The sequence below is a fragment of the Streptomyces resistomycificus genome (assembly GCF_001514265.1).
Classification (GTDB): Bacteria; Actinomycetota; Actinomycetes; order Streptomycetales; family Streptomycetaceae; genus Streptomyces; species Streptomyces resistomycificus.
This window is the reverse complement of the sequence record NZ_KQ948989.1, coordinates 676726-691920: the sequence shown is the minus strand read 5'-3', so window position 1 is coordinate 691920 and position 15195 is coordinate 676726. Positions and strand designations below refer to the sequence as shown.

3 protein-coding genes are annotated in these 15195 nt (G+C 73.6%); all 3 read left to right on the top strand.

The features are described from left to right. The first annotated feature begins 7 nt into the window (after positions 1-7). From AQJ84_RS08120 to AQJ84_RS08110, 3 genes are read left to right on the top strand one after another with little or no spacing between them, the layout of a single operon-like run. Entirely contained in the window at positions 8-1255 is a 1248-nt protein-coding gene (locus AQJ84_RS08120) for a cysteate synthase (RefSeq protein WP_259294340.1), read from the top strand. After that, the gene (locus AQJ84_RS08115; protein ID WP_053191981.1) at positions 1252-8898 is read left to right on the top strand and encodes a non-ribosomal peptide synthetase; all 7647 of its coding nucleotides are present in this window, start codon (positions 1252-1254) and stop codon (positions 8896-8898) included. The genes AQJ84_RS08120 and AQJ84_RS08115 overlap by 4 nt, the downstream gene beginning before the upstream one ends. A gap of 6 nt (positions 8899-8904) precedes the next feature. After that, positions 8905-15153 carry a non-ribosomal peptide synthetase gene (locus AQJ84_RS08110; RefSeq protein WP_053191979.1) on the top strand — a complete coding sequence of 2083 codons (6249 nt, stop codon included), beginning with the start codon at positions 8905-8907 and terminating at the stop codon, positions 15151-15153. Positions 15154-15195 lie beyond the last annotated feature (42 nt).

The window sequence follows — 15195 nt, the reverse complement described above, 5'->3', positions numbered from 1 at the left end:
CACGCTAGTGTGCTCCTCCTGCGGAGCCCGGTACGAGGACGACGGCCTCATCCTCGACTGCTCCCGTCGGCATGAACCGGCGTTTCTGCGCACCGAGTACGACGGCACCGCCGAGCACACCGGCACCGGGCTCTTCCGCCACGCCCGACTCATGCCCGTGGTGCGGACGTTCCCCGACGTACCCGGCCCTGTCGTGTACCGTGCGGGCGAGCTCGGCCGGCGTCTCGGTCTGACCCGACTCTGGATCGCCTTCAACGGGTACTGGCCGGAGCGCGGGGCGCAGTTGCCGACGTGCACGTTCAAGGACCTGGAGGCGTACACGGTCCTCGGCCGTCTGCCGGCCGACCCGCCTGTCCTCGTGATCCCCTCGGCGGGCAACACCGCCGCCGCGTTCGCCTGGGCCTCCACCCGTCACCAGGTCCCCTGCCTCATCCTCGTGCCCGCTCCCGCCCTGGACGGCATGCGCTTCCCCGGTCCGCTCGACCCCTGCGTCCGCATCGTCGTCCTCGACGGCGACGCCACCTACAGCGACGCCATCACGTGCGCCGAGCTGCTGGCCCTGCTGCCCGGCCACCAAGCCGAGGGCGGCTCCCGTAACGTCGCCCGCCGCGACGGTCTGGGCACCGTGATGCTCGCCGCCGCCGAGGCGATCGGATGCCTTCCGCAGACGTACGTCCAGGCCGTCGGCAGTGGTACGGGCGCCATCGGCGCCCACGAGGCGGCCCGCCGCATCCGGTCGGGCGACGAGCCTCTGCCACGCCTGCTGTTGTGTCAGAACACGCCGTTCGCCCCGCTGTACGAGGCCTGGCACTCGGGCGGGCAGGCCCGCGCCGACCGTGAGCACGAGCCGCTGGCTCGCGAACTGACCAACCGCCGCCCCCCGTTCACCGTCCGGGGCGGCGTGCGCGAGGCACTGTGCGAGAGCGGCGGGGACGTCCTGTGCGCGGACAACGAGGCCGCCCTCGCCGCCATGGCGCTGTTCGAGGAGATCGAGGGCATCGACATCGAGCCCGGCGCCGGTGTCGCGCTGGCCGCGCTCGCCGACGCCGTACGGTCCGGGCGCGTCGACCGCGACGAGCTGATCCTCCTCAACGTCACCGGCGGCGGCCGGGCCCGTCAGGCGGGCGACCTCGCGCTCGTCCCCGCCGTACCCTGGCTGCGCGCCGTCTGGACCCCCGGGGGCGAGGGCCCGCGGGCGGTCGCCGAGCAGGTGGGGCGCCAGCTGTCCACCGCCACGTCGGGAGCCGGCCGATGACCGCGCCACGCGGACTCACGCCGTCCGCCGCCCAGCGCTCGATGTGGTTCGGCCAGCGGCTCGACGCAGCCGGTGCCGCCTACAACGTCGGCGAGTACACCGAGATCCACGGCTCCGTCGATCCGATGCTGCTCCGCGCGGCCGTACGACAGGTGGTGGACGCGACCGAGACGCTGCGGTCCCGGTTCGCGTCCGACGACGACGGCGTACGCCTGTTCGTCGACGCCGAGCCCGGTGGGAGCGGTCCGGGCTGGACCATGCCTGTCGTCGACGCGTCCGGAGCCGAGTCCGCGCGGGAGTGGATGGCGGCCGACTTCGCCACGCCCTTCGGCCTCGAAAGCGGGCCCCTGTTCCGGTACGCGCTGCTGCGGCTCGCGGGCGACCACTGGATCTGGTACCAGGCCTACCACCACATCGCCGTCGACGGCTTCAGCTGCTCACTGATCGCCCGGCGGGTGGCCGACGCCTACACCGCGCTCGCCGAGAGCACCCCGTACACCCCGCCACCCGCTCCCCTGACCCCGCTGGTCGCCGCCGACGACGCCTACCGCGCGGGCGAGCGGCACGAGCAGGACCGCGCGTACTGGACGCGTGCCCTGGCCGACCGGCCCGACCCGGTGGGACTGACCAGCCGCCCGCCGCACGTCGCCGATCGCTTCCTGCGCCGCACCGGCCACCTGCCCGGACCGGCGGGCGATCTCGTGCACTCGGCCGCCGATCGCGCCGGCACCCGCTGGTCACGGGTCGTCCTCGCGGCGACCGCCGCCTATCTGCACCGGCTCACCGGCGCCCGGGACGTCGTCCTCGGCCTCGCCGTCACCGGCCGCGAGAGCGACACCGAGCTCGCCACCCCCGGCATGGCGTCCAACGTGCTCCCGCTCCGGCTGTCCGTACGCCCCGACACCCCAGCCGTCGACCTCGTACGGCAGACCGCCCGCGCCACCCGCGAGCTGCTGGCCCACCAGCGCTTCCGGGGCGAGGACCTGCGCCGCGGGCTGGACTGGCCGCAGGACGGGCGCCGTTTCTTCGGCCCGGTCGTCAACATCATGGCCTTCGGTCCCGAGTTGCGTTTCGCAGGGCATCCGACCACCCGCCACAACCTGTCCACGGGGCCGGTCGAGGACCTCGCCGTCAATGTCTACGACCGCTCGGACGGCAAGGGAATCCGGGTTGACCTGGACGCGAGCCCCGAGCACTTCACGGAGGCCGGGCTGACCGCCCACCACCAGCGTCTGCTCCGCTTCGTGGAGCGGTTCGCGGTGGCGGCCGTGAGCCCCGGCACCGTGGTGGGCCGGGTGGAGCTGGTGGCGCCCGGAGAGGGGACCCGGCTGGACGGGCCGATTCCCGTCCAGCCGGGTCGCCGTACCGTCCCCGGCGTCTTCGCGGCGCGCACGGCCGCCGAACCCGGCGCCACGGCCGTCGTCCACGGCGACCGCGAGAGCACCTGCGGTGACGTGAGCGCCCGCGCCAACCGGCTCGCCCACCGCCTGCTCCGGCTCGGAGTCCGCCCCGAGGACCGGGTCGCCGTCCTGATGCGCCGCTCCGACGACCTGATCGTGGCTCTGCTGGCCGTCCTCAAGGCGGGTGGCGCATACGTCGGCCTCGACCCCCGGGCCCCGGCCGCGCGCACCGCGCGGATCCTCGACGAGACGGGCGCGGAGGTCCTGCTGACCGACGGCACCGGCGACGGAAGCGGCACGGACGGCACAGAGGGCACGTACGACGGTCTCCGCGTCGTGGGCGCCACCGACCCGTCACTCGCCGCCGAGCCCGACACCGACCCCGACGTGCCCCTGCACCCTGACCGGCTGGCGTACGTCAGCTACACGTCCGGTTCCACCGGCACGCCCAAGGGTGTCGCCGTCACCCACCGGGACATCACCGCCCTCGCCGCCGACTCGGCGTTCGGCGGCGGCGCGCACGCACGGGTCCTGGTCCACTCGCCGACCGCGTTCGACGCGTCCACGTACGAGATGTGGGTGCCACTGCTGGGCGGCGGCACGGCCGTGGTCGCACCGGCGGACGAGGACGTGAACGCCGCCGGGGTCGCCCGCCTCACGGCACGGCACGGACTGACCGCGCTGTGGCTGACGGCAGGGCTGTTCCGGCTGGCCGCCGAGGAGGACCCCGGCTGCTTCGCCGGGCTGCGCCAGGTGTGGGCAGGTGGCGAGGCCGTCCCCGCGTCCGCGGTGCGCCAGGTCCTCACGGCCTGCCCCGGTCTGACGGTCACCAACGGCTACGGCCCGACCGAGACCACCACCTTCGCCACGTGCCGCCCCTGCCCCGACACGGCCTCGGTGCCCGACGCACTGCCCATCGGCCGCCCGCTCGACGGCATGCGCGCCTACGTGCTCGACAGCGCCCTGCGACCGGTCCCACCGGACACGGTCGGCGAGTTGTACGTGGCCGGGCCCGGTGTCGCCCGCGGCTATCTCGGCCGCCCCGACGCCACCGCCGAACGTTTCACCGCCGACCCGTACGGCCCGCCGGGCAGCCGTATGTACCGCACCGGGGACCGGGTGCGGCCGGCCGAGGACGGCGAGCTGGAGTTCCACGGGCGCGCCGACGGCCAGGTCAAGCTGCGCGGGTTCCGTATAGAGCCCGGCGAGATCGAGGCGGCCCTCGCCGCGCACCCGGAGATCGCCCAAGCGGTCGCGCTCGTCCGTGAGGACCGTCCCGGCGACCGCCGCCTGGTCGCGTACGCGGTCCCCGTCGAGGGCACCGCACCGCACACGGACGCCCTGCGCGCCCACCTCACCGGCCGCCTGCCCGACTACATGGTGCCCTCCGCGGTCGTACGGCTGGACCGACTGCCCCTGACCCCCAACGGCAAGCTGGACCGTGCCGCCCTTCCGGTTCCGTCGGTGCAGAGCGGCAGCCGCGCCCCGCGCACACCGCGGGAGGAGGCACTGTGCGGCCTCTTCGCGGATGTCCTGGGCCTGCCCGCCATCGGTTTGGACGACAGCTTCTTCGGCCTCGGCGGCCATTCCCTGCTCGCCCTGCGTCTGATCGGCCGGATCCGCGACACGCTGGGTGCGGACCTGACGCTGCGGGACCTGTTCGAGGCGCCCACTCCGGCGGCCCTGGCCGGGCTGCTCCGCACGGACGCCGTCGTTCGGCCCGCCTCCCGGCCGTTCACGCCAGGTGTCGTCGTCGACGAGGCTCCGCTGTCGTCCGCGCAGCGGCGGCTGTGGTTCCTCGACCGGCTGGAGGGGTCCGGTGCGGCGTACCACATCCCGCTCGCCGTACGGCTGACAGGCGCCGCGCTCGATCCGGACGCCCTGCGCGCCGGCCTGGCCGACGTCGTCACCCGGCACGAGATCCTGCGCACGGTCTACCCGGACGCCGACGGCACACCGCGCCAGCGGCTCCTCGACCCGGCGCAGGCCCGGCCTCGGCTGCACGTCGAGAGTGTCGCGGAGACCGAACTGCCGGACCGGCTGGCCGAGTTGGCGGGCCACGAGTTCCTGCTCACCGAGGACGCCCCGTTCCGCGCCCACCTCCTCGTCCTCGGTCCCGAGGACCACGTCCTGCTGCTGGTGCTGCATCACATAGCGGCGGACGGCTGGTCCCTGGAGCCCCTCGTCCGCGACCTGACCACGGCGTACCGGGCGCGGCGGGAGGGGCGGGACCCCCGGTGGGCGCCGCTGCCGGTGCAGTACGCAGCCTTCGGCGTCTGGCAGCGGGAACTGCTGCTCGACGGTGAAGTGATGAGCCGTCAGCTCGCGCACTGGAAGAAGACGCTGACCGGACTGCCGGACGAACTCGCCCTGCCTGCCGACCGTCCCCGCCCCGCCCGCGCCACGCACAAGGGCGGTGACATCCCCGTACGGCTCGACGCGGCGCTGCACGGGCGGCTGTGCGAACTGGCGGGCGAGACCGGCACGACGGTGTTCATGGCCGTACAGGCGGGCCTCGCCGCGCTGCTCACCCGGCTCGGCGCGGGCACCGACATCCCGCTCGGCACACCGGTCGCGGGCCGCGCCGACGAGGTGCTCGACGACTTGATCGGCTGCTTCCTCAACACACTCGTCCTGCGCACCGACACCTCCGGCGCCCCCACCTTCAGGGACCTCCTCGGCCGGGTCCGGGAGACCGACCTCGCGGCCTACGCCCACCAGGAGCTGCCGTTCGAGCAGCTGGTCGAGGCCCTCAACCCGCCACGCTCGCTCGCCCGGCACCCGCTGTTCCAGGTGATGCTCGCCTTCCGCCCCGGCGGCACCGAACCCCGGCTCGACCTGCCGGGCCTCTCGACCGGCGCGCTTGCCGTGGAGACCGGTGCCACCAAGATCGACCTGACGTTCAACCTCGGTGAGCGCCGCACCTGCGACGGCTCCCCGGACGGCATCGAGGGCACCCTCCAGTACAGCGCGGACCTCTTCGACCGACAGACGGCCGAGGAGCTGGCCGCCCGGCTGGAGCGGCTGCTGCGGGCCGCCGTGAACGAGCCCGACCGGCCGATCGGCGCGCTCGACATCCTCGGCGAGGCCGAACGGCGGCGCCTGCTCGTCGAGTTCAACGACACCGCTCGTGACGTGCCGACGACCACCTTCCACCGGATGTTCGAGGCGCGGGCGGCCGAGACACCGGACGCGGTGGCCGTGACGGACACCCGTACGAGCTTGACCTATGGCCAACTCGACGCGCGTGCGGCCCGGTTGGCCCGGGCACTGACCTCGCAGGGCGCCGGGCCGGGCCAAATCGTCGCCTTCGCGCTACCGCGGTCCGTCGACCTCGCGGTGGCCGTGCTGGCGGTCCTCAAGGCGGGTGCGGCCTATCTGCCGCTCGACCCGGAGCATCCGGCCGAGCGGACCGCGTATCTGCTGTCCGACGCCGAACCCGTGTGCGTCGTCGCCGAGGAGGAGCTGCCCGTCGCCGTGGCGTGCCCGATCGTGAGCCCGGACGCGGACGCCCCCGGCATCGAGCTCGCCGAGGCCCGCCCTGCCGACCCGGCCTACCTGATCTACACCTCGGGCACGACCGGCCGCCCCAAGGGTGTCGTCGTCGAGCACCGCAACCTCTCGACGTACGTGGCGCGCTGCGCGGAGGCGTATCCGAGCCTGCGCGGTACCTCGCTGCTGCACGCCACCATGTCGTTCGACGCCACCGTGACGACCCTGCACGGCGCGCTCGCCGTGGGCGGCAGGGTGCACATCGCCGCCGTCCACGAGGCGGGCGCGGAGCCGCTGTCCGGCGGCTACACGTTCCTCAAGGCCACACCCAGCCACCTCGCGCTGCTGCCCGCGCTGCCGCACGACATCTCGCCCGCCGAGGAGTTCATGCTGGGCGGCGAGGCCCTGGTCGGGGAGGCGCTGCGCTCCTGGCGCCGGGACCACCCCGGCGTACGGCTGATCAACCACTACGGCCCGACCGAGCTCACCGTCGGCTGCACCGACCACCGCGTCGAACCCGGCGACGACCTCCCGTCCGGCCCCGTGCCCATCGGGCGCCCGATGTGGAACACCCGGGCGTATGTCCTCGACGCGTGGTTGACCCCCGTACCGGCCGGCGTCGAAGGCGAGTTGTACGTGGCCGGCGACCAGGTGGCGAGGGGTTACCGGAACCGGCCAGGCCTGACCGCCGAGCGGTTCGTCGCCGACCCCTTCGGGCCGTCCGGGGAGCGCATGTACCGCACCGGCGACCTGGCCGTGCGCCGCGCCGACGGCACGCTGGAGTTGCGCGGGCGGGCCGACGGCCAGCTCAAGATCCGGGGTCTGAGGATCGAGCCCGGCGAGATCGAGGGCGTGCTCACCGCGCACGGCCACGTCGAGCAGGCCGCGGTGGCCGTGCGCGAGGACCGGCCGGGTGTACGACGGCTGGTCGGGTACGTCGTGGGGTCGGCCGAGGTGGACCGAGCGGACGTACGGGCGCATGCCGCGCGGCAGCTGCCCGACCACATGGTTCCGGAGGCGCTGGTGGTGCTCGACGCACTGCCGATGACGCCCAACGGCAAGCTGGACCGGGCCGCACTGCCGGCTCCCTCCTTCGCCGTGGAGACGGACAGCCGGTCCCCGCGCACACCGCAGGAGGAGACCCTGCGCGGGCTGTTCGCCGAGGTGCTCGGTCTCGACCAGCACGATGTGGGCGTCGACGACGGCTTCTTCGACCTCGGCGGAGACAGCATCGCCTCCATCCACCTCGTCAGCCGCGCCCTCTCGGCCGGGCTGCGCCTGACCCCGCGTGACGTGTTCGAGCAGCGCACGGTCGCGGGCCTCGCGGCGGTGGCGGTGACCCGTCCGGCCCCGGCACCGGTGGCCGAGGTGCGGGAGCCCGCCGTCGGGGACCTGCCGCTCACCCCGGCGATGCACCGGCTGCGCGAACGCGGCGGTCCCATCGGCTCGTTCAGCCAGTCCGTGCTGCTCGTCACGCCCGCCGGGGCCGACGAGACGGGCCTCGCGGCGGCGCTCCAGACGATCCTGGACCACCATGACGCGCTGCGGATGCGCCTGAGCGGCGATTGGGAAGCCCACATTCCGCCGCCCGGCTCCGTCGACGCGCGCACCCTTCTGGAACGCGTCACCACCGTCCCGGACCTCGGACAGCTGCCCGAACTGCGGCCGGAGGCGGGCGAACTGGTCCGTGCGGTCTGGTACGACGCCGGACCCGGCCGCCCCGGACGGCTCCTGCTGACGGTGCACCACCTGGCTGTGGACGCCGTGTCCTGGCACATTCTCCGCACCGACCTGGCCGCCGTCTGGCGCGGGGAGGAACTGCGCCCGGTCGGCACGTCGTTCCGCCACTGGTCACTGCTGCTGGAACGGGAGGCCCGGGCGCGGACGTCCGAGCTGGACGTCTGGCAGCGGATGTTCCAGGCCCCCGGTCCGGTGCCGGGGGCGCGCCGACCCGACCCGGGACGCGACGTCATCGGCACGATGCGCCACCTCACTCGCACGCTTCCCGCCCCGGTCACCGACACCGTCCTCACCACCGTCCCCGCCGCCTTCCACGCCGGCCCCGAGGACGTCCTGCTGGCCGGACTGGCGCTCGCGTTCGCCCGGTGGCGGGGCCACCCGGTGCTGCTGCTGGACATCGAGCGGCACGGACGCGAGGAGGTGTCCGAGGGTGTGGACCTCTCCCGGACGGTGGGCTGGTTCACCAGTGTCGTCCCGGCGCGGCTGGACCTCACCGGGCTCGAACTGGACGACTCCGCGCAGGTGCTGAGGAGTGTGAAGGAGCAGGTGCGCGTGGTTCCCGACCATGGCATCGGACACGGTCTGCTCCGGCACCTCGACCCGGCCACGGCTCCGGCACTCGCCGCCCACCCGGCTCCGCAGGTCGGCTTCAACTACCTGGGCCGTACGGCGAGTACGGGGCGCATGGCGGACGGCGACTGGTCACCGGCTCCGGAACCGCTGCCGCACCTGGGCGGCACCGCCCACGACCCCGACCTCCCCGTCGCCCACGGCCTGGAGATCACCGCCGTGGCCGGCGAGGACGGGCTCCGGGCCACCTGGTCGTGGGCGCCCGGCATCTGGTCCGAGGACGACGTGCGCGCCCTCGCCGACCTGTGGTGCGACGCGCTGACCGCCATGATCCGCGCCACGTCGGCGGGCGGGCACACCCCGTCCGATCTGCCACTGGTGTCGCTGTCCCAAGCAGAGATCGACGAACTCGAGGCCGAGTTCGCGAGCGAGTGGAGGTAACCCACGGTGACTCGGTCCGGAATCGCCGACATCCTGCCCCTGTCGCCGTTGCAGGAGGGGCTCCTCTTCCACGCCCTCTACGACGACGACCAGAGCCCTGACGTGTATGCCGCCCAGCAGATCCTGGAGCTCACGGGCGACGTCGACCCCGCCGCCGTACGGGCAGCCGGGCAGGCACTCCTCGACCGGCATCCGAACCTGCGGGCGTGCTTCCGCCGCCGGGACGCCGGTCAGCCGCTCCAGGTCGTGCCGACGGACGTCGTACTCCCGTGGGCCGAGGCCGACGTGTCCGCGCTCGGGGAGAACGAGCGTGAGGCGGCCTGGCAGCGGCTGCTCGACGAGGAGCGTGCTCGACGCTTCGACCTCGCCAAGCCTCCGCTACTGCGTCAGCTGCTCGTCCGCTGGGCACCTGACCGCTACCGGCTGCTGATCACCAACCATCACATCCTCCTGGACGGCTGGTCCAAGCAGCTGCTCGTCCGTGAGTTCACCGCCCTGTACGGGGGTGAACACCCGACCGTCCTGCCTCACGTGCCGCCGTACCGGGACTACCTGGCGTGGCTCGCCGGGCAGGACCGTACGGCCGCCGAGAAAGCCTGGCGGGACGCTCTGTCAGGGGTGGTCGAGTCCACCTTGCTCGCGCCCGCCGCCCCGGCCACGACCGTCCTCCCACACGAAGTCGTCGTCGAACTCTCCGAGGAGCTGACCGCCACCGCCGAGAGGACGGCTCGCTCGCTCGGCGTGACCCTGAACACCCTGGTCCAGGGCGCATGGGGTGTGCTGTTGGGCCGACTGACCGGCCGCACCGACACCGTGTTCGGCCAGACGGTGACGGTCCGCCCGCCGGAGCTGCGGAACGTGGCCTCGATGGTCGGCTTCTGCATCAACACCATCCCCACGCGCGTCCGCTGGGACGACGGCGACTTGGTCGCCGATCTGCTCACCGGCATCCAAAACCGGCAATCGGGCCTGCTGCCCCACCAGTATCTCGGCCTCGCCGACATCCGGCGCGCCACCGGCACGGGCGATCTCTTCGACACCCTGCTGGCGTTCGAGAGCTACCCCGCGCCCGGCGACCAGGGCGCCTCACAGGTCACCCAGCTCACCGGCCGTGACGCCACCCACTACCCGCTCACCCTCTCCGTCCTGCCCGGCCGCAGCCTGGCGGTTCGACTGTCCTACCGGCCCGACGTCTACGACGAGGGCGGGGCCCGTGCGCTCCTGGACCGTTTCGCCGCGGTGCTCGCGGCCCTGGCGACCGCCCCGTCGCGCCCCGTCCGTGAAGTGGGGGCGCTGCTGCCGGGCGAGCGGGAAGAGCTGCTCGGCGAGACGGGTACGGCCAAGGTTCCGGATGCCGCGCTCCCCGAGCTGTTCGCCCGCCAGGTCCAGCGCAGCCCCCACAGCACGGCTGTGGTGTACGGGGGCGTCCGGCTGACGTACGCGGAACTGGACGAGCGCTCCAACCGCCTGGCCCGCCTGCTCGCCGGGCGGGGCGCGGGTCCGGAGCGCCTGGTCGCCCTGTCCCTGCCGCGCACGCCCGATCTGGTGGTGGCCCTCCTCGCGGTGCTGAAGACCGGTGCCGCGTATCTGCCGATGGACCCGGAGTACCCGGCGGACCGCCTGGCCTTCATGCTCGACGACGCTGATCCGGTGCTGCTGGTGACCACGGACGGCGCGAGTGTGACAGGCACGGTCCCCGCCGTCACGGTGGCCGAGTCGCTCACCTACCCCGCCACACCGCTGCCCACCCCGGCCGCCGACCCCGGCAACACGGCCTACGTCATCTACACCTCGGGCTCCACGGGCCGCCCCAAGGGCGTCGAGATCCCCCACCGGAACGTCATACGGCTCTTCGACTCCACCCGCCAATGGTTCGCGTTCGGCCCTGACGACGTATGGACCCTCTTCCACTCCTACGCCTTCGACTTCTCGGTGTGGGAGCTGTGGGGCGCGCTGCTGCACGGTGGCACGCTCGTGGTCGTACCGTTCACGGTGAGCCGTGAGCCGGAGGAGTTCCTGCGGCTGCTCGTACGCGAGAAGGTCACGGTGCTCAACCAGACGCCGTCGGCCTTCGGGGCGCTGCTGCGCGCGGATGCCGCGTCGCCGTCACTCGGTCAGCAACTGGCCCTGCGATACGTGGTGTTCGGCGGCGAGGCACTCGACTTCGCGCGGGTCGCCGAGTGGTTCACCCGGCACCCGCGGGAAGCGCCCGTGCTGGTCAACATGTACGGCATCACAGAGACGACGGTCCATGTCACGGGCCTCCCCCTGACCGAGGACAGGGCACGCGCCGCCACCGGCTCCATCGGGCACCCCATCCCCGACCTGCGCGCCTATGTCCTGGACGCGGGGCTGCGGCTCGTACCACCGGGCGTGACCGGCGAGTTGTACGTCGCCGGGGCGGGCCTGGCGCGCGGGTACCTGGGCCGGCCTGGGCTGACGGCCGGGCGGTTCGTGGCCGACCCCTTCGGCGGGCCCGGCGAGCGCATGTACCGCACGGGCGACCTGGCACGCCGGTCGGCGGACGGTGGGCTGGAGTACGCGGGCCGGGCCGACGACCAGGTCAAGATCCGCGGCTTCCGTATCGAACCCGGCGAGGTGGAGGCCGCCCTCGCCGACCACCCGGACGTCACCCAGGCAGTCGTCGTCGTACGGGACGAGCGGCTGGTCGGCTACGTCGCAGGCTGCGCCGTCGACGCCGACGCACTGCGCCGCCACGCGGGCCGCACGCTCCCGGAGCACATGGTCCCGGCCGTCGTGGTCGTCCTGGACCGGCTGCCGCTGACCGCGAACGGCAAGCTGGACCGGGCCGCCCTGCCCGAGCCGGTGGCACCGTCCGGTGGGGGCCGCGCCCCGCGTACCCCGCAGGAGGAGATCCTGTGCGGGCTGTTCGCCGACGTACTCGGCCTGGACGCGCACCGGGTGGGCGCCGACGACGGCTTCTTCGACCTGGGTGGCGACTCCCTGCTCGCCATGCGGCTGACCGACCGGATCAGGGCCGCCCTCGGCAGGGCACTGCCCGTACGCGCGGTCTTCGAGGGCCTGACCCCCGCCGGGCTGGCCGGGCGGCTCGGCTCCGGAGACGACGTACGGCGCCCCGAACTCGCCCCGCGGGAACGCGGGCACGCTCCGATCCCGCTGTCGTACGCACAACAGCGGCTGTGGTTCATGAGCCGCCTCGACGGGGGCAACACCACCTACACCGTCCCCTGGGCCCTACGGCTCAACGGCCCTCTCGACCGGGAGGCGCTCCAGGCGGCGCTCGCCGACGTCGTGGTCCGGCACGAGCCGCTGCGCACGCTCCACCCCGACTTCCAGGGAACTCCGTACCAGCGGATCCTCGACGCGGAGGCGGGCCGCCCGTACCTCGCCGTCGCTCCGGCGACCGAGGCGGAACTCCCCGCGCTCCTCACCGCCGCCGCCCGGCACCGCTTCGACCTCTCGGCCGAGACCCCGCTGCGCACCACCCTGTACGCGCTCGACGACGAGACGCACGTGCTGCTGCTACTCGCCCACCACATCGCCGTCGACGGCTGGTCCAGGGAACCGCTGATGCGCGACCTGGAGACGGCGTACGCCGCACGGACCACCGGGGATGCTCCGCGGTGGCGGCAACTGCCCGTCCAGTACGCCGACTTCGCGGGGTGGCAGCGCGAGGCACTCGGCTCCGCGACCGAGCCCGGCAGCCCGATGAGCCGTCACCTCGCATTCTGGCGCGAGGCGCTGGCGGGGGCCCCCGACGTGCTTCCGCTCCCGGCCGACCGTCCGAGGCCCGCCGAACCCAGCGGCGACGGCGGCCGGGCCGGCCTCACCATCGACGCAGGACTGCACGCGGACCTCGCCGACCTCGCCACCACCTCCAAGGCCACTGTCTTCATGGTGCTCCAGGCGGCGCTCGCCGCGCTGCTCACCCGGTTCGGCTCGGGCACCGACATCACCCTCGGCACCCCGGTCGCCGGACGGGACGACAGCAGGCTGGACGACCTGGTCGGTTTCTTCGTCAACAGCCTGCCCCTGCGCACCGACACCTCGGGCAACCCCACCTTCCACGAACTCCTCGACAGGGTGCGGGAGTTCGACCTCGCGGCGTACGCCCACCAGGACGTGCCCTTCGACCTTCTCGTGGACGCCCTCAGCCCGGAACGCAACCTCGCCCGCCATCCGCTCTTCCAGGTCGTGATCGCCTTCACCGGCCACGGCACCGAGCCGGAGCCGTCGCTGCCCGGGCTGGCCGTCGCCGGCGAGCACGTCGAGACCGGGGCCGCCCGCTTCGACCTCTGCCTCTACCTGCGTGAGCGCCGCCACGCCGACGGCGGCCCGGCGGGCATCGACGGTATCGCCGAGTACAACACCGACCTGTTCGACCCGGCCACCGCCGAGCGGATCGCCCGAGCGCTGGTCCGCTTCCTGACCGCCGTCGCCGCCGACCCCGGGTTGCGCGTCGAAGAGGTTGACCTGCAAGGGGACGACGTGCACCGGGAGGTGGTGCGTGAGACGGCGCTCTCCGTGCCGGGCTGCCCGGCCACGCCCGCCGGACAGACACCGGCGACCCAGGCCGAACGCGTCCTCGCCGGGCTCTTCCGCGAGCTGCTCCAGTTGCCCGAAGTCCCGCTCGACGAGGACTTCTTCGCCCTCGGCGGCGACAGCGTCTCCACGATCCGGCTGGTGAGCCGGGCGGCCGAGGCCGGGGTCGTGATCAGCGCCCGGGACGTCTTCAAGCACCAGACGGTGAGGGACCTGGCGGCGGTGGCCCGGGGGGCGGCCGGTGGAGGCACGGGGCCCGACCACGCGCCCGGGGACGGCACGGGTGCCGTCCCGCTCACTCCGATCATGCGGTGGCTGTTCGAACGCGGTGGCCCGATCGGCCGGTTCAGCCAGTCCGTCCTGCTGACGGTTCCGGCGGGTGCCGGTCTGCAGCCGCTGGCCGAGGCCCTGCAATCCGTGCTCGATCACCACGACGTGCTGCGTTCGCGGCTCACCCCGGCTCGGGAACTCCTCGTCGGCCCGGTCGGCCAGGTCCGCGCCGCCGATCTGCTCGACCGCCGGGACCTCTCCGGCACGTACGGCGCATCGGATACGGACGCTCTCCACGAGGCCGTGGCCGAGGAGTTCGAACGGGCGGTGGGCCTGCTCGATCCGGTGGCGGGGGCGATGATCCGGGCGGTGTGGTTCGACGCCGGAGCGGAGCGAGCCGGGCGGCTGATGCTGATCGTCCACCACCTCGCCGTGGACGGGGTGTCCTGGCGCATCCTCGTACCCGACCTGGAGACCGCCTGGGCGGCCGTCGCCACCGGACGGCGGCCCGAGCTGCCGCCCGTCGGCACCTCGTTCCGCCGCTGGTCCGTGGCACTGGGCGAGCAGGCGCGTACGCCGTCACGGGTGGCCGAGGCCGAGCTGTGGCTCCGCATCGCGGACGCACCCCGCACCCCGCTGGGCTCCCGGCCGCTCGACCCCGACCAGGACACCGCCGCCACGACATGTTCGCTGCGGCTCAGCCTGCCGCCCGAGACGACGGGCCCGCTGCTCACCACCGTCCCGTCCGCCTTCCGCGCCGGCGTCCAGGACGTCCTCCTCACCGGTCTCGCGCTGGCCGTGGCCGACCGGCAGGGCTCCCCGCACGTCGTGCTCGACGTCGAGGGGCACGGCCGTGAGGAGCTGGCACCCGGGCTCGAACTCTCGCGCACCGTCGGCTGGTTCACCTCGCTCTACCCGGTCCACCTGGACCTGACGGGCATCGACCTGAGCGACGCGCTGGCCGCCGGACCAGCCGCCGACATCGCCGCCGCCCGGGTCGTCGAGCGGCTGCGCGAACTGCCCGACCACGGTGCGGGATACAGCCTGCTGCGCCATCTCAACTCCGACACCGCAGCAGAGTTGGCCAAGGCGCCCACTCCGGCGATCGGCTTCAACTATCTCGGCCGGGTCACCGCCCCCGACACCGCCGACGCCACCGCATGGACCTTCGCCCCCGAGTCGTCGGCGCTCGGCACCGGTTGTGACCCCGGCCTGGCCGCCGCCCACGTCCTGGAGATCAACTCGGTCGTCCGTGACACCGGTTCGGGTCCGCATCTGGTGGCCGACTGGTCATGGCCCGACGGCGTGCTCACCGAGCCTGAGGTGCGGGCGCTGGCCGAGTCCTGGTTCGCCGCGCTCACCGTCCTCGCCACCCGGGTCGACCGGGGCGCCTCCGGCATGTCGGTGAGCGGACTGGACCAGGACGAGCTCGACGAACTGGCCGCGGGCCTCGACGGCTGACCACGTGGACCAGCGGACCACCCGGACCAGACAGCGAGACGA

Bases quoted from the DNA above. Each gene is read 5' to 3' on its own strand.
- AQJ84_RS08115 (WP_053191981.1), top strand. From the start codon at position 1,252: ATGACCGCGCCACGCGGACTCACGCCGTCCGCCGCCCAGCGCTCGATG.